This is a genomic window from Streptomyces sp. NPDC037203 (assembly GCF_055605065.1).
Genome location: NZ_JBVJUC010000015.1, coordinates 1 through 19,824 on the forward strand (window position 1 = coordinate 1; position 19,824 = coordinate 19,824).

The 19,824-nt window shown below is 73.9% G+C and carries 17 protein-coding genes and 1 rRNA gene; 12 read left to right on the forward strand and 6 right to left on the reverse strand.

What is annotated here, in order from left to right:
- The first annotated feature begins 177 nt into the window (after nt 1-177).
- A 5S ribosomal RNA gene (gene rrf, locus ACZ7EC_RS29970) occupies nt 178-294 on the forward strand.
- Nucleotides 295-323: 29 nt separating this feature from the next.
- Here the strand turns inward: rrf and ACZ7EC_RS29975 are convergent.
- Nucleotides 324-1,610: a hypothetical protein gene (locus ACZ7EC_RS29975; protein ID WP_471067744.1), complete on the reverse strand. Its 1,287-nt coding sequence runs from the start codon at nt 1,608-1,610 to the stop codon at nt 324-326.
- Between the two features lie 21 nt (nt 1,611-1,631).
- On the opposite strand from ACZ7EC_RS29975, the gene ACZ7EC_RS29980 reads away from it, so the two are divergent.
- The gene (locus tag ACZ7EC_RS29980; protein WP_471067730.1) at nt 1,632-2,402 is read left to right on the forward strand and encodes a tetratricopeptide repeat protein; all 771 of its coding nucleotides are present in this window, start codon (nt 1,632-1,634) and stop codon (nt 2,400-2,402) included.
- Nucleotides 2,403-2,478: 76 nt separating this feature from the next.
- On the opposite strand, the gene ACZ7EC_RS29985 is transcribed toward ACZ7EC_RS29980, so the two are convergent.
- Nucleotides 2,479-3,762 (reverse strand): DUF1015 domain-containing protein, encoded by a 1,284-nt coding sequence (locus ACZ7EC_RS29985; protein WP_471067464.1) that lies wholly within the window; start codon nt 3,760-3,762, stop codon nt 2,479-2,481.
- A gap of 69 nt (nt 3,763-3,831) precedes the next feature.
- On the opposite strand from ACZ7EC_RS29985, the gene ACZ7EC_RS29990 reads away from it, so the two are divergent.
- The 4 genes from ACZ7EC_RS29990 to ACZ7EC_RS30005 all read left to right on the forward strand — a co-directional run bounded on the left by ACZ7EC_RS29990 (nt 3,832) and on the right by ACZ7EC_RS30005 (nt 7,975).
- On the forward strand, nt 3,832-4,860 hold the full coding sequence (locus ACZ7EC_RS29990; protein WP_471067467.1) for an HAD-IIA family hydrolase: 1,029 nt from the start codon (nt 3,832-3,834) through the stop codon (nt 4,858-4,860).
- A 165-nt stretch (nt 4,861-5,025) separates the two neighbouring features.
- Entirely contained in the window at nt 5,026-6,069 is a 1,044-nt protein-coding gene (locus ACZ7EC_RS29995) for a FecCD family ABC transporter permease (RefSeq protein WP_471067470.1), read from the forward strand.
- Nucleotides 6,066-7,112, forward strand: a complete 1,047-nt coding sequence (locus tag ACZ7EC_RS30000) for a FecCD family ABC transporter permease (protein WP_471067472.1) — start codon at nt 6,066-6,068, stop codon at nt 7,110-7,112. Before ACZ7EC_RS29995 ends, ACZ7EC_RS30000 begins: the two co-directional genes overlap by 4 nt.
- A complete protein-coding gene (locus tag ACZ7EC_RS30005; protein ID WP_471067475.1) occupies nt 7,109-7,975 on the forward strand; it encodes an ABC transporter ATP-binding protein in 867 nt (288 codons plus the stop codon). Before ACZ7EC_RS30000 ends, ACZ7EC_RS30005 begins: the two co-directional genes overlap by 4 nt.
- Here the strand turns inward: ACZ7EC_RS30005 and ACZ7EC_RS30010 are convergent.
- Nucleotides 7,959-8,306: a sterol-binding protein gene (locus ACZ7EC_RS30010; RefSeq protein WP_471067478.1), complete on the reverse strand. Its 348-nt coding sequence runs from the start codon at nt 8,304-8,306 to the stop codon at nt 7,959-7,961. The genes ACZ7EC_RS30005 and ACZ7EC_RS30010 overlap by 17 nt on opposite strands.
- Nucleotides 8,307-8,348: 42 nt before the next feature.
- Between ACZ7EC_RS30010 and ACZ7EC_RS30015 the strand changes: the two genes are divergently transcribed.
- The 6 genes from ACZ7EC_RS30015 (at nt 8,349) to ACZ7EC_RS30040 (ending at nt 14,392) form a co-directional block, all read left to right on the forward strand.
- Nucleotides 8,349-8,684: a hypothetical protein gene (locus ACZ7EC_RS30015; protein ID WP_471067481.1), complete on the forward strand. Its 336-nt coding sequence runs from the start codon at nt 8,349-8,351 to the stop codon at nt 8,682-8,684.
- Between the two features lie 7 nt (nt 8,685-8,691).
- Nucleotides 8,692-9,507, forward strand: coding sequence for a TlyA family RNA methyltransferase (locus tag ACZ7EC_RS30020; protein WP_471067483.1), 816 nt, complete (start codon nt 8,692-8,694; stop codon nt 9,505-9,507).
- Entirely contained in the window at nt 9,504-10,406 is a 903-nt protein-coding gene (locus tag ACZ7EC_RS30025) for an NAD kinase (protein WP_471067485.1), read from the forward strand. Before ACZ7EC_RS30020 ends, ACZ7EC_RS30025 begins: the two co-directional genes overlap by 4 nt.
- Before the next feature lie 46 nt (nt 10,407-10,452).
- On the forward strand, nt 10,453-12,195 hold the full coding sequence (gene recN, locus ACZ7EC_RS30030) for a DNA repair protein RecN (protein WP_471067487.1): 1,743 nt from the start codon (nt 10,453-10,455) through the stop codon (nt 12,193-12,195).
- A 39-nt stretch (nt 12,196-12,234) separates the two neighbouring features.
- Nucleotides 12,235-12,984 carry a hypothetical protein gene (locus ACZ7EC_RS30035; RefSeq protein WP_471067489.1) on the forward strand — a complete coding sequence of 250 codons (750 nt, stop codon included), beginning with the start codon at nt 12,235-12,237 and terminating at the stop codon, nt 12,982-12,984.
- A 271-nt stretch (nt 12,985-13,255) separates the two neighbouring features.
- A complete protein-coding gene (locus ACZ7EC_RS30040; protein WP_471067492.1) occupies nt 13,256-14,392 on the forward strand; it encodes a glycosyltransferase family 4 protein in 1,137 nt (378 codons plus the stop codon).
- A 79-nt stretch (nt 14,393-14,471) separates the two neighbouring features.
- Here ACZ7EC_RS30040 and ACZ7EC_RS30045 read toward each other — a convergent pair whose 3' ends face one another.
- The 3 genes from ACZ7EC_RS30045 to ACZ7EC_RS30055 are packed head-to-tail and all read right to left on the reverse strand — an operon-like array spanning nt 14,472 to nt 19,410.
- Nucleotides 14,472-16,118 carry a PucR family transcriptional regulator gene (locus ACZ7EC_RS30045; RefSeq protein ID WP_471067495.1) on the reverse strand — a complete coding sequence of 549 codons (1,647 nt, stop codon included), beginning with the start codon at nt 16,116-16,118 and terminating at the stop codon, nt 14,472-14,474.
- A 56-nt stretch (nt 16,119-16,174) separates the two neighbouring features.
- Nucleotides 16,175-17,557: an FAD-binding oxidoreductase gene (locus ACZ7EC_RS30050; RefSeq protein ID WP_471067498.1), complete on the reverse strand. Its 1,383-nt coding sequence runs from the start codon at nt 17,555-17,557 to the stop codon at nt 16,175-16,177.
- Nucleotides 17,558-17,607: 50 nt separating this feature from the next.
- The gene (locus ACZ7EC_RS30055) at nt 17,608-19,410 is read right to left on the reverse strand and encodes a glycoside hydrolase family 15 protein (RefSeq protein ID WP_471067733.1); all 1,803 of its coding nucleotides are present in this window, start codon (nt 19,408-19,410) and stop codon (nt 17,608-17,610) included.
- Between the last annotated feature and the right edge of the window lie 414 nt (nt 19,411-19,824).

Here is a 19,824-nt window from a genome sequence, read left to right on the forward strand (position 1 = left end):
GTTGATAGGCCGGATCTGGAAGCCAGGTGACTGGTGGAGGTGACCGGTACTAATAGGCCGAGGGCTTGTCCTCAGTTGCTCGCGTCCACTGTGTTAGTTCTGAGGCAACGAACAGTTGCCGGTAAGAGCTGAACGCATAACTACAAAGTGTGCTTGTTCGCTCGAAACCATTAGGGTTTCGGTGGTCATAGCGTAGGGGAAACGCCCGGTTACATATCGAACCCGGAAGCTAAGCCTTACAGCGCCGATGGTACTGCAGGGGGGACCCTGTGGGAGAGTAGGACGCCGCCGAACAATCTTTGGAGGACCCTTGGTCCCAGCGTTCAGCTGGGACCAAGGGTCCTTTTGTTTTTACAATGTTTGCGGTACCGAAGACAGGAGTCACCATGTCCACCAACTCTCCCGACGACCGACCGGAGCGCGACCAGCGGCGACGGGACAGTGGGGACCGGGGCGACCGCGGCGGCTACCGCGGCGACCGCGGCGGTTTCCGCCGCGATGACCGCCGTGACGACCGCCCCTCGTACGGTCGCCGCGACGACAATCGTGGCGACCGCGGCGGGTTCCGTCGTGACGACCGCCGCGACGACAACCGCGGCGGTGACAACCGTGGTGGCGGTTACGGTCGCCGTGATGACCGTCCCTCGTACGGGCGTCGTGACGACGACCGTTCCTCGCGTCCGGGTTTCCAGCGCGACGACCGCGACCGTGGTCCCCGTCGTGACGACCGTGGTGGGCGTCCCGGTGGCTTCCGCCGTGACGACCGCCGTGATGAGCGCCCCTCGTTCCGTCGCGACGACGACCGGGGTGGCGACCGCGGCGGGTTCCGCCGCGACGACCGCCCCTCCTACGACCGCCGTGACGACAACCGCGGCGGTGACAACCGCGGCGGCGGCTACGGCCGGCGCGACGACCGCCCCTCCTACGGTCGCCGTGACGACGACCGTGGCGACCGCGGCGGGTTCCGTCGTGACGACCGCCGCGACGACAACCGCGGCGGTGACAACCGTGGTGGCGGCTACGGCCGGCGTGATGACCGTCCCTCGTACGGGCGTCGTGACGACGACCGTTCCTCGCGTCCGGGTTTCCAGCGCGACGACCGCGACCGCGGCCCCCGTCGCGATGACCGTGGTGGGCGTCCCGGTGGCTTTCGCCGTGACGACCGCCGCGATGAGCGCCCGTCCTACGGTCGCCGCGACGACGACCGCGGCGGGTTCCGTCGTGACGACCGCCGCGACGACAATCGCCGCGATGACAACCGCGGCGGCGGCTACGGCCGGCGCGACGACCGCCCCTCCTACGGTCGCCGTGACGACGACCGTGGCGACCGCGGCGGGTTCCGTCGTGACGACCGCCGCGACGACAACCGCGGCGGTGACAACCGTGGTGGCGGTTACGGCCGGCGTGATGACCGTCCCTCGTACGGGCGTCGTGACGACGACCGTTCCTCGCGTCCCGGTTTCCAGCGCGACGACCGCGACCGCGGCCCCCGTCGTGACGACCGTGGTGGGCGTCCCGGTGGCTTCCGTGGGCGGGACGGCCGGAGCGACGACCGCCGTGGCGGTGGCCGCTTCCGTGACGAGCGGGACCGCGACCGGGACCGTCACCACGACCGGGAACCGATCAAGCGGCTGCCGATCCCGGAGGACGTCACCGGCGACGAGATCGACAAGGACGTCCGGCAGGAGCTGCAGAGCCTGCCCAAGACGCTCGCGGAGGACGTCGCCCGCAACCTGGTGATGGTCGCGCGGCTCATCGACGAGGACCCCGAGGGCGCCTACGGCTACTCCAAGGTGGCCCTGCGCCTGGCGTCCCGCGTGGCCGCCGTACGCGAGGCCGCCGGTTTCGCGGCGTACGCCAACCAGAAGTACAGCGAGGCGCTCGCCGAGTTCCGCGCCGCCCGCCGGATGACCGGCAGCGTGGAGCTGTGGCCGGTGATGGCCGACTGCGAGCGCGGGCTCGGGCGGCCGGAGAAGGCGCTGGACATGGCCGGTGCCCCCGAGGTGCACAAGCTCGACAAGGCCGGTCAGGTCGAGATGCGGCTCGTCGCGGCCGGTGCCCGGCGTGACATGGATCAGCTGGACGCGGCCATCGTGACCCTCCAGAGCTCCGAGCTGGCCTCCAACTCCATCCAGCCGTGGACCGCGCGTCTGCGCTACGCCTACGCCGACGCCCTGCTCGCGGCCGGCCGCGAGGGCGAGGCGCGGGAGTGGTTCGCGAAGGCCGTCGAGGCCGACCGGGACGGCAGCACCGACGCCTCCGACCGGCTCGCCGAGATGGACGGCGTGGAGTTCGTCGACGCCCTGGACGAGAACGAGGACGACGCCGTCGAGGCCGTCGAGACCGCCGAGCCCAAGGCGGACAGCGACAGCGACCGCGACGACGAGGGCGACAAGGACTGACGCCCACCAGTGAGCGAGAAGGGGGCGGGTTCCCGGTGGAACCCGCCCCCTTTCGCATGCCCGGAGCCGCGCGGGATCAGATCTCCAGTGCCCGCAGCACCAGCCCCGACGCCGGCTTGGGTCCGAACGACGTCGACTTGCGCGGCATGGTCACGCCCTGCCGTGCCAGATCGCGTACGACCTCCTCGCGCACCGGGTGCATCAGCACGGCCGTACCGCCGTCGTGTTCGGCCTTCGCCACGGTCGCGGCCGTGTCGTGGATGTAGGCGATGTGCGCCGGGGAGTCCTCGGGGATGTGCCAGACGTGTTCCAGCAGGGTGGCGTGCAGGACCGTGGCGTCCAGGGAGCGCCAGGCGGCCGGACGGTCCGCCGGGACGGTGCGGGCCAGCAGCGCCGGGTCCGGGCGGTCGAGCAGGTGGAACGCGCCGTCACCGGCCAGCAGGAAGGCGTTGCCCGCGCAGGACGCGTCCGCCAGCGCCGCCTGCGCCTCGGCCAGCGGGGTGTCCAGGCGCCGTACCCGGAACAGGCCGTCCACGGCGGCCAGCGCGTCGGCGACCGGCAGGCCGTGCAGCAGCCGGTGGATGGCGCGCACGCGCAGCGGGTAGCGGGCCGTGTCGACCAGCAGGACCAGGCCGTAGTCCCAGGGGCCGGGGGCCGGCTGCTCGTCGCGCAGCCGCAGATAGGTGGCCCAGCGGTGGTGTCCGTCGGCGATCAGCGCCTGGTGGTGGGACAGGCCGGACTGGATGCGCTCGACGTCGGTGGCGTCCGTGATCGCCCACAGGCGGTGCCGGAAGCCGTCCTCCGTGGTCGTGGTCAGCAGCGGCGGTTTCTCCGCGGTGCGCTCCACGACCTCCGCGGCCGTGCCGTCGCCGCGGTAGGTCAGCAGCAGCGGTTCCAGGTTGGCGCGGGTGGCCCGCATCAGGGCGGCGCGTTCGGCGACCACCGGCGGCATGACGCCCTCGTGCGGCAGTACCACGCCCTCGGCCGGCTCGGAGACCCGCAGCGTCCCGATGATGCCGCGCTGGAGCATGCCGTCGCCGTCGCTCTGCTCGTACACGTACAGGGCGGGTTCGGGGTCCGCGGTGAGGATGCCCTCGGCCAGCCAGCGGCGCAGGGTGTCGGCGGCCTGCTCGGTGCGTTCGCTGGGAGTGTGGGCCTCGGGGAGGATCAGCCGGACGATGTTGTGCGGATCCGCCGACTGGAGATGGTGCACCCCGTCGGGCCGTACCACGACGTCGTACGGCGGCGAGGTGACGGAGGCCAGGCTGCCGACCCGGTCGGGGTCGTATCGAAGGCCGCGGAACGGGGTGAGTTCCAGGCCCCGGCGCGCCATTGCTTCCGAGTGACCTGCATTGTCCATCCCGGCATCGTATGTCAGCGGCATGCGGGATGATCGGGGGTAAGCGAGCGAACGAGGAGCGATGCGGATATGAGCGACGGTGTCAGGACCGTGCCCGACGGCAGTGAGCGGCCCCTGAGCGAGGCGTACGACACGGCGCTGCTCGACCTCGACGGGGTGGTGTACGCGGGCGGGCACGCGATCGCGCATGCCGTCGACTCGCTGGAGCGGGCCAGGACGGGCGGGATGCATCTGGCGTATGTCACGAACAACGCGCTGCGTACGCCGGAGGCGGTCGCCGGGCATCTGACCGAGCTGGGGATACCGGCGGCGGCCGAGGATGTCGTCACCTCTGCACAGGCGGTGGCGCGGCTGATCGCGGAGCAGGTGCCCTCCGGGGCGCGGGTGCTGGTGATCGGCGGCGAGGGGTTGCGGGCGGCGCTGCGCGAGCGGGACCTGGTGCCGGTGGAGTCGGCGGACGACGATCCGGCGGCGGTCGTCCAGGGGTACGGCGGACCCGAGCTGGCCTGGGGCCGGTTCGCGGAGGCGTCGTACGCGGTGGCGCGCGGGGTGCCGTGGTTCGCGTCCAACACCGATCTGACGATCCCGAGCGGGCGCGGGATCGCGCCGGGCAACGGAGCGGCGGTGGAGGTCGTACGGATCGCGACGGGCAAGGAACCGCAGGTGGCGGGCAAGCCGCTGCCGCCCATGCACCGGGAGACGATCATCCGGACCGGTGCGGAGCGGCCGCTGGTGGTGGGGGACCGGCTGGACACCGACATCGAGGGCGCGTTCAACGGCGGGGTGGACTCGCTGCTGGTGCTGACCGGCGTCACCGACGGGGTCCGGCTGCTGGCGGCGACGCCGGAGCACCGGCCGACGTACGTGGACGCGGATCTGCGGGGGCTGCTCACCGGCCAGCCGGAAATCACCCGAGAGGGTGAGGGGTTCCGGTGTGGCGGGTGGACGGCGACGGCCGGGTCCGACCGGTTGGAGCTGAGCGGCGACGGCGAGGCCCTGGACGGCCTGCGGGCCCTGTGCGCCGCGGCGTGGACGACGGCCGGGACGGGCTCCTGCGAACTGGACGGCGGAAAGGCCCTGGCACGCCTCGGCCTCTGACCGGCCTTCATACCGGCGGCCCTCGGAACGCAGCGGATCGGCGGTGGGCGGACCCTCGTGGTACCGCGTGCGCCTGGGACGTCGCACGCCACCCGATGCCCCTGCCCACCCGGCTCGGCACCCGGGGGATCCCGACCCGATGCGAGGATAGGCTAACCTAACCTCGTGTTGGTCGACAGTCCTCCGGAACCCCGCGCGGCGACCGCCCCCGCGCCCCCAACTCGCCGGGCGATACGGCCCCTTGGGCTGCTGCTCTCGGTCGTGCTCCTGGTGCTCGTCGCCGTGGCGAGCATCGCGATCGGGGCGAAAGGGCTCTCCTTGGCGCAGGTCTGGCACGGCCTGTTCCACGATTCGGGGACGTACGGCGACGTCGTCGTGGACGAGCGGCTCGCGCGCACCGTGCTCGGGCTGCTGGCCGGCGCCGCGCTCGGCCTGTCCGGCGCGGTGCTCCAGGCGCTCACCCGCAATCCGCTGGCCGACCCCGGCCTGCTCGGCATCAACGCCGGCGCCTCGGCGGCCGTCGTCACCGCCATCTCCTTCCTCGGCGTCACCAGCCTGACCGGCTATGTGTGGTTCGCCTTCCTCGGCGCCGCCGCGGTGGGCGCACTGGTCTGGTTCCTCGGCGGCAGCAGAGGCGCCACCCCGGTCCGCCTCGCCCTCGCCGGTACGGCGATCAGCGCCGCCCTGTACGGCTACCTCCAGGCCGTGATGATCATGGACAACGCGGCGCTCGGCCGGATGCGCTTCTGGACCGTGGGCTCGCTGGCCTCCGCGAGCGAGTCGACCATCACGCAGGTGCTGCCGTTCCTCGCCGCGGGCAGCCTGCTGGCGCTGGCGCTGGCCCGGCCGCTGAACGCCGTGACGATGGGCGACGACACCGCCCGCGCCCTCGGCGCCCACCTCGCCCGCACCCGCGCCCTGGCCATGCTCGCCGCCACCGTGCTGTGCGGTGCAGCGACCGCCGCCTGCGGCCCCATCGTCTTCGTCGGCCTGATGGTCCCGCACGCGGTGCGCTCCTTCACCGGCCCCGACCTGCGCTGGATCCTGCCGTACGCCGCCGTCCTGTCGCCCGTGCTGCTGCTCGGCGCCGACGTGGTCGGCCGGGTCGTGGCCCGCCCCGCGGAGTTGCAGGTCGGCATCGTCACCGCGGTCATCGGCGGCCCGGTCTTCATCTTTCTGGTACGACGACGGAGGACGGCCCAGCTGTGAGGACACATCCCAGGAGCCGTGCCGTACGCGTCCCCGGCGGGCTGTCGGTGCGCCTGGACCCGCGTGCGCTGATCGTCGTCGTCCTGCTGCTGATCGCCGCGCTGGCCGCCGGCGTCGCGCTGATCGGCACCGGCGACGCGAAGATCCCCGCCGCCGACGTGGTCAGGACGCTCGCCGGGAACGGCAACGCCTACCAGGACTTCATCGTCCGCGAACTGCGTCTGCCCCGCGTCCTCGTCGGCCTGCTGGTCGGCGCCTCGCTCGGGCTCGGCGGCGCGCTGTTCCAGTCCCTCTCCCGCAACCCGCTGGGCAGCCCGGACGTGCTGGGCCTGTCCCAGGGGGCGACGGCGGGCGCGCTGGTGGTGATCGTGCTGATGTCCGGCAGCGCCGCCGAGGTCACCCTCGGCGCGCTGATCGGCGGGCTGGTGACCGGACTCGCGATCTATCTGCTCGCCTGGAAGCAGGGGGTGCACGGGTACCGGCTCGTCCTGGTCGGCATCGGCGTCAGCGCGGTCGTCACCGCGGTCAACGGCTATCTGCTCACCAAGGCCGACCTGGTGGACGCGGCCCGCGCGGTCGTGTGGATGACCGGCTCGCTCGACGGCCGCGACTGGGACCAGGTCTGGCCGCTGCTCGGGCTGTGCGCCGTCCTGCTGCCGCTGGTCCTCGCCCATGGCCGGGGCCTGCGGATGCTGGAGATGGGCGACGACACCGCGGGTGCCCTCGGTGTGCCGGTGCAGCGGGTGCGGCTGGTGCTGATGGTCAGCGCCGTGCTGCTCACCGCGGCCGCCACCGCCGCCGCCGGACCCGTCAGCTTCGTCGCCCTCACCGCCCCCCAGCTCGCCCGCCGGCTCACCCGCTCGCCGGGCCCCAACCTGGTGGCCTCCCTCTGCATGGGCGCCGCCCTCCTCGTCACCGCCGACTGGGCCTCGCAGCGCCTCTTCGGCGCGGGGCGGCTGCCGGTCGGCGTGGTCACCGGCGTCCTCGGCGGCGGCTATCTGCTGTGGCTGCTGGTCACCGAGCGCCGGGCAGGCCGGATATGAGCGCCAAACCGGAGACGAGCGCCGCCGGCACCAACCTTCCTAGGAGCACTGTGAACCGCCTGTCCGCCGAGCACGTCACCCTCGCCTACGACCAGCGGGTCATCGCCGAGCAGTTGTCGGTGGAGATCCCCGACAACTCCTTCACGGTGATCGTCGGGCCGAACGCGTGCGGCAAGTCGACGCTGCTGCGGGCGCTGTCCCGGATGCTGAAGCCCAGCCAGGGCAAGGTCCTCCTGGACGGGCAGGCCATCCAGTCGCTGCCCGCCAAGCAGGTCGCCCGCACCCTCGGCCTGCTCCCGCAGTCGGCCGTCGCCCCGGACGGCATCACCGTCGCCGACCTGGTCGGCCGGGGCCGCTATCCGCACCAGGGCCTGCTGCGCCAGTGGTCCGCCGAGGACGAGCGGGTCGTCCAGGAGTCCATGCGGCAGACCGGGGTGGACGGGCTGGCCGAGCGGTACGTGGACGAGCTCTCCGGCGGGCAGCGGCAGCGGGTGTGGATCGCCATGGCGCTCGCCCAGCAGACCCCGCTGCTGCTCCTGGACGAGCCCACCACCTACCTCGACATCCAGCACCAGATCGACGTCCTCGACCTGTGCGCCGAACTGCACGAGACCCGGGGCCGCACCCTGGTGGCCGTCCTGCACGACCTCAACCACGCGGCCCGCTACGCCACCCACCTGATCGCCCTGCGCGGCGGCGAGGTGATCGCCGAGGGCGCGCCGAACGACATCGTCACGGCCGAACTGGTGGAGCGGGTGTTCGGGCTGAAGTGCCAGGTCATCGAGGACCCGGAGACGGGGACCCCGCTGGTGGTGCCCGCCGCCCGCAAGGCCCGCGCTCAGCGGGTCACAGCAGCTTCCTGAGCCGGAACAGATCCAGCAGGCCCGCCTCCAGCCGCACCCGGCCCTTGCCCCAGGCGGTCGCGAAGTGGAGCCCGCCGTCCACCAGGGCCAGCAGGTCGTCACCGGCCATCGCCAGCCGGATCTGCGCCCGCTCGCGCGGGGGTCCGGGCAGGGTCTCGTCCACCTCCAGGCGGCCCCCGGTCATCCGGCCGGCGAAGGTGACGTCCAGGTCGGTGATGTGGCAGCTCACCGTGCGTTCGAGCGCGGCGGCGTCCCGCGCGTCGCCTTCGGCGCCTCTCATGTTGTCCGAAAGCTTGCGCAGTGCGGTGCGGCACTCGTCGATCGTGGCCATCGCCACCGACCGTACCCCAGCGGTTCGATGTAGCGTCTGGGCATGAGCGAGTCCGTGTCCGAGGCCGAGATCGGGGGCACCCCCACCACCGCCCAGCGGCCCGAGCCTCCGGCCGGGTCCCCCGCGGCACCCGAACCGGCGGACGACCCCGCGTACGACCCCGCGGCCCCCGCCCCCCTGAACCTCCCGCGCACCCCCACCGGCGACGCCGCGGTGGACGCCCGGCTGGTGCGGCTGGCCGATGCCGACCACCTCGCCACCGACGGTCATATCGAGGTGTACGAGGATGTACACCAGGGGCTGCGTGACGCGCTGACCGCGCTCGACGCCCGTCCGGGACCTCCGGCGCCCCCGAGGCCGTACGAAAGCAGGAGCTGAACCGAACGTGGCAGGAGTCGCACGCCGCCGTCTGGACGCGGAGCTGGTCCGCCGGAAGCTCGCGCGCTCGCGTGAGCACGCCAGCCAGCTGATCGCCGCCGGGCGGGTCACCGTCGGCAAGACCGTGGCGACCAAGCCGGCCACCCAGGTGGAGACCGCCGCCGCGATCGTGGTGCAGGCCGACGACAGCGACCCCGACTACGTCTCCCGCGGCGGCCACAAGCTCGCCGGCGCGCTCGCGGCCTTCGTGCCGCGGGGGCTGGTGGTCGAGGGCCGGCGCGCGCTGGACGCCGGCGCCTCCACCGGCGGCTTCACCGATGTCCTGCTGCGCGCGGGCGCCGCCCACGTCGTCGCCGTGGACGTCGGCTACGGGCAGCTCGCGTGGTCGTTGCAGAGCGATGCGCGGGTCACCGTCAAGGACCGTACGAACGTACGGGAGTTGACGCTCGACGCGATCGACGGGGAACCTGTGGATCTCGTCGTGGGCGATCTTTCCTTCATCCCGCTCGGGCTGGTGCTGCCGGCCCTGAAGCGGTGCGTGAAGGAGGACGCCGACCTCGTGATGATGGTCAAACCGCAGTTCGAGGTCGGCAAGGAACGACTCGGCAGCGGGGGTGTCGTACGGAGTCCGCAGCTGCGGGCGGAGGCCGTGCGCGGGGTGGCCGAGAAGGGCTGGGAGCTGGGGCTCGGGGTGCGGGGCGTCACCGCGAGTCCGCTGCCGGGACCCTCGGGCAATGTCGAGTACTTCCTGTGGCTGCGGTCCGGCGCCCCCCGCCTGGACCCGGCCGATGTCGAGCGTGCAGTGGCGGAGGGGCCGCGTTGACACAGAACCTGGCGCGTACGGTTTTCCTGCTGGCCCACACCGGGCGGCCGGCGGCGATCCGCAGTGCGGAACTCGTCGTCAAGGGCCTGCTCAGGCATGGCATCGGTGTGCGGGTGCTGGAGGAGGAGGCGCGCGACCTGCCGCTCCCGGACGAGGTGGCGCTGGAGCGGGAGGCGACCCCGGCGTGCCTCGACGGCTGCGAGCTGCTGATCGTGCTCGGCGGCGACGGGACGCTGCTGCGGGGCGCGGAGTTCGCCCGCGCGTCCGGGGTGCCGATGCTCGGCGTCAACCTGGGGCGCGTGGGATTCCTCGCGGAGGCGGAACGCGATGACCTCGATCGGGTGGTCGACCGGGTGGTGGCGCGGTCGTACGAGGTCGAGGAGCGGATGACCGTCGATGTGGTGGTGCACCGCAACGGGGACATCGTGCACACCGACTGGGCGCTGAACGAGGCGGCCGTGCAGAAGGCCGGCGCGGAGAAGCTGCTGGAGGTCGTGCTGGAGATCGACGGGCGGCCGGTGACGGGGTTCGGCTGCGACGGGGTGGTGCTGTCCACGCCGACCGGGTCCACGGCGTACGCGTTCTCCGCCGGGGGGCCGGTGGTGTGGCCCGAGGTGGAGGCGCTGCTGATGGTGCCGATCAGCGCGCACGCCCTGTTCGCGAAGCCGCTGGTCACGTCGCCGGACTCGGTGCTCGCGGTGGAGGTGCTGCCGCATGTCCCGCCGGGGGTGCTGTGGTGCGACGGGCGGCGCACGATCGAGTTGCCGCCGGGGGCGCGGGTGGAGGTGCGGCGGGGTGCGGTGCCGGTGCGGCTGGCCCGGCTGCATCATTCCTCGTTCACCGACAGGCTGGTCGCGAAGTTCGCCTTGCCGACGACGGGGTGGCGGGGAGCGCACTAGCGAGTGACATGGGTGGGGCATGTGCGCGCGCCGCCCCGGACCTCGTATGGTCTGTTCCGTGTTGGAGGAGATGCGGATACGGTCGCTCGGGGTCATCGACGATGCCGTCGTCGAGCTGTCGCCGGGGTTCACCGCGGTCACCGGTGAGACGGGTGCGGGCAAGACCATGGTGGTCACCAGCCTGGGGCTGCTGCTCGGCGGGCGGGCCGACCCGGCGCTCGTGCGGATAGGGGCGGGCAAGGCGGTCGTGGAGGGGCGGATCTCCGTGCCCGCGGACGCCGCCGCCGTCGTCCGCGCCGAGGAGGCCGGGGCCGAGCTGGACGACGGTGCCCTGCTGATCAGCCGTACCGTCTCCGCCGAGGGCCGCTCGCGGGCCCACCTGGGTGGGCGCAGCGTGCCCGTCGGACTGCTCGCCGAGCTGGCCGACGACCTGGTGGCCGTGCACGGGCAGACCGACCAGCAGGGGCTGCTGAAGCTCTCCCGGCAGCGCGCCGCCCTCGACCGGTACGCTGGCGACGCGGTCGCCGTGCCGCTCGCCAAGTACGGCGCGGCCTACCGGCGGCTGCGGGCCGTCGCCGCCGAACTGGACGAGATCACCACGCGGGCACGGGAGCGGGCGCAGGAGGCCGACATGCTCCGCTACGGCCTCGACGAGATCGCCGCCGTGGAGCCGAGCCCCGGCGAGGACGCGGAGCTGGCCGGGGAGGCCGAGCGGCTCGGGCACGCGGAGGCGCTGGCGTCCGCCGCCACGGCCGCGCACGCCGCGCTCGCGGGCAACCCCGAGGACCCCGAGTCCATCGACGCCCAGGCCCTGGTCGCGGGCGCGCACCGGGCCCTGGAGGCCGTACGCGCCCACGACCCGGCGCTGGCCGCGCTCGCCGAGCGGATCGGCGAGATCGGGATCCTGCTCGGCGATGTGGCCGGCGAGCTGGCCGGATACGCCGACGACCTGGACGCCGACCCGCTGCGGCTCGCCGCGGTCGAGGAACGCCGGGCCGCCCTCAACGCCCTGACCCGCAAGTACGGCGACGACGTGAACGCCGTCCTCGCGTGGGCCGAGCAGAGCGCCGCGCGGCTGACCGAGCTGGACGGCGACGACGAGCGGATCGCGGAGCTGACCGCCGAGCGGGACGCGCTCAGCGCCGAACTGGGCGGGCTCGCGCAGGCGCTGACCGACGCCCGCGCCGAGGCCGCCGAGCGGTTCGCCGCCGCGGTGACCGCCGAGCTGGCCTCGCTGGCCATGCCGCACGCGCGCGTCTCCTTCGACATCCGCCAGACCGAGGACCCCGACGGCGTCGAGGTCGGCGGCCGGAGGGTCGCCTACGGCCCCATGGGCGTGGACGAGGTCGAGCTGCTGCTCGCCCCGCATCCGGGCGCCCCGCCGCGGCCCATCGCCAAGGGGGCCTCCGGCGGTGAGCTGTCGCGGGTGATGCTCGCGGTGGAGGTCGTCTTCGCGGGCACGGACCCGGTGCCGACGTACCTCTTCGACGAGGTCGACGCGGGCGTCGGCGGCAAGGCGGCGGTGGAGATCGGCCGCCGCCTCGCCAAGCTCGCCAGGAACGCCCAGGTCGTCGTCGTCACCCACCTGCCCCAGGTCGCCGCCTTCGCGGACCGGCAGCTGCTGGTGGAGAAGACCGACGACGGCTCCGTGACCCGCTCCGGCGTGAAGGTCCTGGAGGGCGAGGACCGCATCCGTGAACTCTCCCGCATGCTGGCGGGCCAGGAGGACTCGGAGACCGCCCGCGCCCACGCGGAGGAACTGCTGGCGACGGCACGGGCGGACCGGTAGCGCAACCGGTGGACGGACAGCGGGACTTAGGGTGTCGGGATGATCGACGGCGCCCCGAAGTCCCGCTCTTTCCTGCTGTCCGCCGCGCTCACCCGGACCGGCTACGCCCTGCTGCGCGCCGGCCGGCCCGGCACTGAGGCGCGTTGGCGGCGGACCAACCACGCGGGCCGTACCGTCGAGCTGTACGCCGGGCCCGCCACGGTGCTCGGCACCGCGGTCGGTGCCGCGCGGGTGCACCCCGCAGGCGGGCTCGCCGTGCTGGCGGCCGGGGTCTGCGGGGCCTACGACGACGCGGCGGGTGACCACCGCCGGGGCTTCCGGGCCCACCTCGGCGCCCTGCGCGGCGGCGAGGTCACCAGTGGCGCGGTCAAGTTGCTCGGGATATCCGCGGCCTCCCTCGCCGCGGGCGCGCTGCTGAGGGAACGGCCCCTGGACAGGCTCCTCGCCGGAGTCGTCATCGCGGGCGCCGCGCACTGCGTGAACCTGGTCGACGTACGACCGGGGCGCGCGCTCGGCGCGGTGCTCGCGCTCGGCGCCCCGGCGCTGCTGCGCCAGGGACCCGGCGGGGAACTGGCCGCCGTCGCGATGGGCGGCGCGGCGGCGGTGCTGCGCGAGGACGCGGGCGAGCGGACGATGCTGGGGGACACGGGGGCGCACGCGCTCGGCGCCGCGCTGGGGGCGGCCGTGGCGGCGGGCAGCGGGCGCGCGGGGCTGCTCGCGGGCGCCGTCGCCGTCGTGGCGGCCACCGTCCGCGGGGACCGTGTCACCGGGTGGGCGCGGTCGCTGTGACGGTCTGACCTCGGGGGACACCGGGAGGCTCCCGTCACCTCAGGACGGGCGCCATTCACCCGTGTGAGTGATGTGCTCCGGCGCATTGCCCCGGCCCGCCGTCTTGTGCGCCCGCCCGGTATTGCCCCGACGGCCCTGCCTGCTGGCATGCTGGGCGGGGACGCCGACCGCGCGGGAGGCGCGCGGGGCGTATCCCGCCGCCCCTGTGCGCCCGCTACCTTCTGTACGTTGCCTCGTGTCCCGCCCCACGCCGAACCAGGAGCCCGGCCTCTTGAGCCCCCTGAGCAGCAACGCACCGCACGGCCGGCCGCCGCTGCGCACCGTGCAGGTGCTGGGCGGGGGCGACGCCGGCGGGAGCGCGCATGTGCGCTCCCTGACCGCCGGGCTGGTCGCCCGCGGCGTGCGGGTCACGGTGTGCGCCCCCGTCGAGGCCGACCGTGCCTACGACTTCGCCGGAACCGGCGCCGGCCACATCCACGTGCCGCGCAGCAGCGACCCCGCTGCGGTGGCCGCGCTCCGGGCGGCCTGCACCGACGCGGACGTGGTGCACGCGCACGGACTGCACGCCTCCTTCCGGACCGTCCTCGCGCTCGGCGGGCGCACCACCCCGCTGGTCGTCACCTGGCACGACCGGGCGTCCGCCGAGGGCGCGCGGGCCCATCTGCTGCGCCTGCTGGAGCGGCGCGTGGCCCGCTCCGCGACCGTGGTCCTCGGCACCAGCCCGGACCTGGTCGACCGCGCCCGCAGCACCGGCGCGCGGGACGCCCGGCTCGCCGCCGTGACCCTGCCCCGCCGCCCCCGCCCCGCGGCCGGTGCCGACGACCCCGACCGGCGGCGGCCCAAGGTCCGCGCCGAACTCGGCGCCACCGGCCGCCCGCTGCTCCTCGCCGCCGGCCCCCTCGAACGGCACCGCGGCCACGAGACCCTGCTGGACGCGGCCCGCGCCTGGCGGGACCTGGACCAGGCGCCGCTGGTCGTCGTCGCGGGGGAGGGCCCGCTGCGTCCGCTGTTCCAGCGGCGCATCGAGGCCGAGCGGCTTCCGGTACGGCTCCTCGGCGACCGCGAGGACCTGCCCGAACTGCTCGGCGCCGCCGATCTGGCGCTGCTGACCAGCCACCGGGAGTCCCGCTCCGCCTTCGTCCAGGAGGCGCTGTACGCGGGCGTCCCCCTGGTCGCCACCCGCGTCGGCGGCGTCCCCGACCTGGTGGGCGACGCGGCCGAACTCGTGCCCCACGGCGACCCGTCGGCTCTCGCGGACGCCGTCGGACGGCTGCTCGCCGACCCGGCACGGCGCGAGCTGCTGCGCGAGAAGGGCGTACGGCAGGCGGCCGGCTGGCCGAGCGAGGACGAGACGGTCGCCCAAGTGCTCAGCGTCTACGACGAGTTGACCCGGCCACTCATTCTCTGAGGACACCGGTCCGCTGCGGAAGCCCCTCTCCGACCGCGGCAGGATCCGCAGCCGCCGCGTCGAGGTCGTGCCCACCGTCCTAAGGCGCGTGGCGGCGCGCCCGCAGGGCGAGGCTCAGGGCCAGGACGGTCTGCGGGTCGTCGAGGTCGGTGCCCAGCAACTCGCCGATGCGGGCGAGGCGGTTGTACAGCGTCTGCCGGTTCAGATGGAGTTCGCGGGCGGTCTCCGCCTTGCGGCCCGCGTGCGCGAGATACGTCTCCAGGGTGGGCAGCAGCGGCGGCTTGGAGCGCCGGTCGTGGTCGCGCAGCGGGCCGATCGCCCGGTCGACGAAGGCCGCGAGGTCCGGGTGGTCGCGCAGCCGCCAGAGCAGCAGGTCGATGTCGAGGCGCCGGGCGTCGTACCACGGACGGTCGGTCAGCCCCTGCGCGGCCGTCGCCGTCTCCGCCGCGTGCCGCAGCCCCGCCGAGGCTGCCGCCCAGCCGCCCGCCACGCCCACGACCACCACCGGCGGGGGAGTGCCCGTCCGCTGCATCCCGGCGCGCTCGACCCCCGCCCGCAGCGCCGCCGCCACCCGGTCCGCGACCGCCGTGCGCTCCGACTCCGCGCGCAGCCCGAGCAGCACCAGCACCCGGCCCTCCACCGGCCGTACGCCCAGCAGCACCGGCACGCCCACCGCGGCCAGCTCCTCGGAGACCGCGCGGGCGAGCACCGCCCAGCCTCCGCCGGGGGAGAGGGGGTCGCCGACCCGCATCACGACCGGCAGCAGCGGGCCGGTGCCGGGCTTGAAGCCGAGCACTCGGGCCTGGGCGGGCGCGTCCTGGGCGGAGATACGGCCCTCGGCGAGATCGGTGAGGAAGTCGCCGCGCCCCCGCGCCGCCAGCTCCTCCTCCTGCCGGGCCTGCATCAGCACCACGGCCAGGATGCCCGCCGCCCGCTCCGCGGCGATCCGGTGCACCGGCGACAGCGGCGAGCACACCGGCAGCAGCACCAGGCGGGCGCGCACCGAACCCGCCGTACCGGGACCGCCGCCCGGCACGTCCACCAGGACCGAACCGGCGGGCGGCGGCGCGTTCTTGTGCGGGCCGCGCAACCCCTCCCACACCTGGAGCGGGTCCGCGCCCTCGGGTCCCTCGCCGGCCGCGTACAGCAGCCGGCCGTCGGCGGTCTCCAGGAACACCGGATTGCCGCTGAACCCGGCGAGGATGCCCAGCACCTGCGGCACCCCGCCGCCGCCCAGCAGCGCCTCGGTACAGCGCCGGTGCACCTCCTCGGCGCGCTGGAGCAGCGCGTAGTGCCCGTTGACGATCTCGGTGTGGATCTCCTCGGTGACCGCCACGAACGGCACCTCGCGGTGCAGCTGCACCAGCGGCAGATCGGCCGCGCGCGCGGTGTCCACCAGCGCGGCCGGCAGCCGGCTGAAGCGCGGGCCCAGCTCCACCACCAGCGCGGCGATCCCGCGCTCGGCCAGCGTGCGCACGAACGCCCGCTGCTCGGCCGGCCGGGTGCCCAAGCCGTACCCCGTGGTGAGCAGCAGCTCGCCGCCCTTGAGCAGCGAGGCGATGTTCGGCACCTCGCCCGCGTGCACCCAGCGCACGGTGCGGCCGAGCCGGTCCGCGCCCGCGACGATCTCCGGCAGCCCGCTGCGCAGTCCCGGCAGCTCCAGTGCCCGCTGAACGGTGATGCCCGCGCCGTGGGTGTCGGCCCTGCTGTCCGTACCGCTGTCCATGAGGCGGACGCTACCTGCGAAAACGCCGCACGAACATCTCCGCGGGCGGCCGGGTGCTACACCGGCCTGATGTTGTGGTTGAACCGGAAGACGTTGTCGGGGTCGTAGCGCCGCTTCACCTTCTCCAGACGCAGCGTGTTCCCCGCACCCAGGCCCGCCCGGACCCGCTCGGGGCCCTCGTCGCCGATGAAGTTCAGGCACACGGCCCCCGTGCTCCACGGCCGGACGGCCGCGCGCACCTCGCGCACCCAGCCGGCGCACGGGTCGTCGTCGGCCGGGTCCGCCCACATGGCGAACGGGTGCACGGCCCAGGGCGCGCCCCGGTAGGACACCGGGTAGGTGCCCTGACCGGCCGCGACCGCCCCGCCCTGCGGGAGCAGTGCGTGCCGGGTGTGTGCCGGGGCGGGCATGCTGTCGCCGAGGGCGCAGTAGACGTCCACCGCGTCGTCGGGCAGGGCGCCGAGGTACTCCGCGGACCACTGGTCGCGCAGCCCGGCCGGGGCGTCGAGCAGGCACTGCGCCTCGGCGTACGGCAGCGCGCCCACGACCCCCCTCTCGTGCGGCAGCGCCGCCAGCGGTTCGGCGAGGCGGCGCAGCTCGTCCTCGGCGCCCGCGTAGGTCAGCAGGGCCAGGCACAGCCGCCGGCCCACCAGCTCGGGCGGTACGAAGTCCGCGGGCGCGCCGGTCAGATACAGCACCGCGCCGCCGAGCGCGTCGGGCCCGGTGCGCAGGATCTCCCGGAACGCGCGCACCGCCGACGGCCCGCATTCCGGCAGGAACAGCATCAACGCCACGCAGAACAGCGGGAGTTCGTGCAGCTTTAGGGTGAGCGCGGTGGCGACGCCGAAGTTGCCGCCCCCGCCGTGCAGCGCCCAGAACAGCTCCGGGTCGTCGTCGGCGCTCGCGTGCACCTGCTCGGCGTCCGCGGTCACCAGCTCCACCCCGATCAGGTTGTCCACGGCCGGCCCGAACGCGCGCTCCAGCCAGCCGGAACCGCCGCCGAGGACGAATCCGCCGATCCCCGTGGTGGAGGCCCGGCCCCCGGTCGTCGCCAGGGCGTACGGCTGTGTCGCCCGGTCCAGCTCGCTCATCGTGGCCCCGCCCTCGATCCGCACCGCCCGTGCGGCCGGGTCGACGGTGACCGCGCGCATCCGGCGCAGGTCCACCACGAGCGCGCCGTCCCCCAGCGCGGTGCCCGCCACGCCGTGCCCGCCGCCGCGCACCGCGACGGGCAGATCCAGCTCCCGCGCGAAGCGCACCGCGCGGACGACGTCGGACGCGTGCGCGCACTGCGCGATCACGGCCGGACGCCGGTCGACCATCGCGTTGAACACGGCACGGGCGGCGTCGTAGCCGGGGTCCTCGGGGGCGAGGACGTCGCCGGCGAGATCCTCGCGGAGGGCGTCGAGGGCGGCACGGGCCCTGGAACGGGTCACCATGGCAGCCCCTTCCGGAAAGGAGGGGTCGGCAGGCTTTCAGCCTAGGGTGTCTAGCCCCCGTACGCTCCCGACGCCGTCAGCCGCAGGGCCGTGTCGATCAGTGGCACATGGCTGAACGCCTGCGGGAAGTTGCCCACCTGGCGCTTGAGGCGGGGGTCCCATTCCTCGGCGAGCAGTCCGAGGTCGTTGCGCAGCGCGAGCAGCTTCTCGAACAGCCTCCGGGCCTCGTCGACGCGGCCGATCATCGCGAGGTCGTCGGCCATCCAGAACGAGCAGGCGAGGAACGCGCCCTCGTCGCCCGGCAGGCCGTCGACGCCCTCGGACTTGCCCTCGGTCGGGTAGCGCAGGATGAAGCCGTCGGAGGTGGACAGCTCCCGCTGGATCGCCTCGATGGTGCCGATCACCCGCTTGTCGTCCGGCGGCAGGAAGCCCATCTGCGGGATCAGCAGCAGGGAGGCGTCCAGCTCCTGGGAGCCGTAGGACTGGGTGAAGGTGTTGCGCTCCTTGTCGTAGCCCTTCTCGCACACGTCCCGGTGGATGTCGTCGCGCAGCTCGCGCCAGCGTTCCAGCGGGCCGTCCGCGTCCCCGGACTCGATCAGCTTGATGGTGCGGTCCACCGCGACCCAGGCCATCACCTTGGAGTGCACGAAGTGCCGGCGCGGGCCGCGCACCTCCCAGATGCCCTCGTCCGGCTCCTGCCAGTGGTCCTCCAGGTAGCGGATCAGCTTCAGCTGGAGCAGCGACGCGTAGTCGTTGCGGGCGAGACCGGTCATGTGGGCCAGGTGCAGGGCCTCGGTGACCTCGCCGTACACGTCCAGCTGGAGCTGGTGGGCGGCGCCGTTGCCGACCCGGACCGGGGCCGAGCCCTCGTAGCCCGGCAGCCAGTCCAGCTCGGCCTCGCCCAGCTCGCGCTCGCCCGCGATGCCGTACATGATCTGGAGGTTCTCCGGGTCGCCCGCGACCGCGCGCAGCAGCCACTCGCGCCAGGCGCGGGCCTCCTCGCGGTAGCCGGTGCGCAGCAGCGAGGACAGGGTGATCGCGGCGTCGCGCAGCCAGGTGTAGCGGTAGTCCCAGTTGCGCACGCCTCCGATGTCCTCGGGCAGAGAGGTGGTGGGGGCCGCGACGATGCCGCCGGTGGGGGCGTACGTCAGCGCCTTGAGGGTGATCAGCGAGCGGATCACGGCCTCCCGGTACGGCCCGTGGTACGTGCACTGCTCGACCCAGTCGTGCCAGAAGCTCTCCGTCGCCTCCAGCGACTGCTCCGGCTCCGGCAGGGCGGGCGGCACCTTGTGCGAGGGCTCCCAGGAGATCGTGAACGCGATCCGGTCACCCGGCGCGACCGTGAAGTCCGAGTAGGTCGTCAGGGACTTCCCGTAGGTCTCGACCTCCGTGTCGAACCACACCGAGTCGGGCCCGGCGACGGCGACCGTGCGGCCCTCGTGCTTGTGCACCCAGGGCACGACCCGGCCGTAGGAGAACCGCATCCGCAGCGCCGAGCGCATCGGCACCCGGCCGGTGACGCCCTCCACGATCCGGATCAGCTGGGGCGCGCCGTCACGCGGGGGCATGAAATCGGTCACGCGGACCGTGCCGCGCGGGGTGTCCCACTCCGATTCCAGGATCAGCGAGTCGCCCCGGTAGTTGCGGCGGGCCGCGGTGGGCGGCGGGGCGTCGGCCGCGTGCGCCGGTCCGAGCCGCCAGAAGCCGTGCTCCTCGGTGCCCAGCAGGCCGGCGAAGATGGCATGCGAGTCGAAGCGGGGCAGGCACAGCCAGTCCACCGTGCCGTCCCGGCAGACCAGTGCGGCGGTCTGCATGTCTCCGATGAGTGCGTAGTCTTCGATGCGCCCGGCCACGTGCAACTCCAGTCGAACGGCCACGTCACCCCCGCGCGAGGGGGCTGTCGCTAGTGCGGTCAAGGGGTCGTTTTTGTGCGTTGTTGAGCGGTGAAGCAAAGCAGTCCGCCGAGCCCTGAGGCAAAACGACAGTCTTTGCTCAACGAACTGCCGCGCTCTTGTTGTTCCGGGTGATCCAGGCGGGGGTGTGCCGTCGTCCGGCCGGGCCCGGCAGTGAATGTCCGAGCAGGATACGACGCACCCACAGGATCCGCGTGCCGCTCCGGGCAACCCATGTGCGCCGAACGGGTGACCCCCCGGTGATGATCGTGTGTGCCCCGCGGGACTGTGCTTATGCCTGGGACGCCCGGGGGAGCCGTGGCGCCGTACCTCTCCGGTGCGGGCCGGTGCGAACGGTGCCGCCCGCCATCCCGT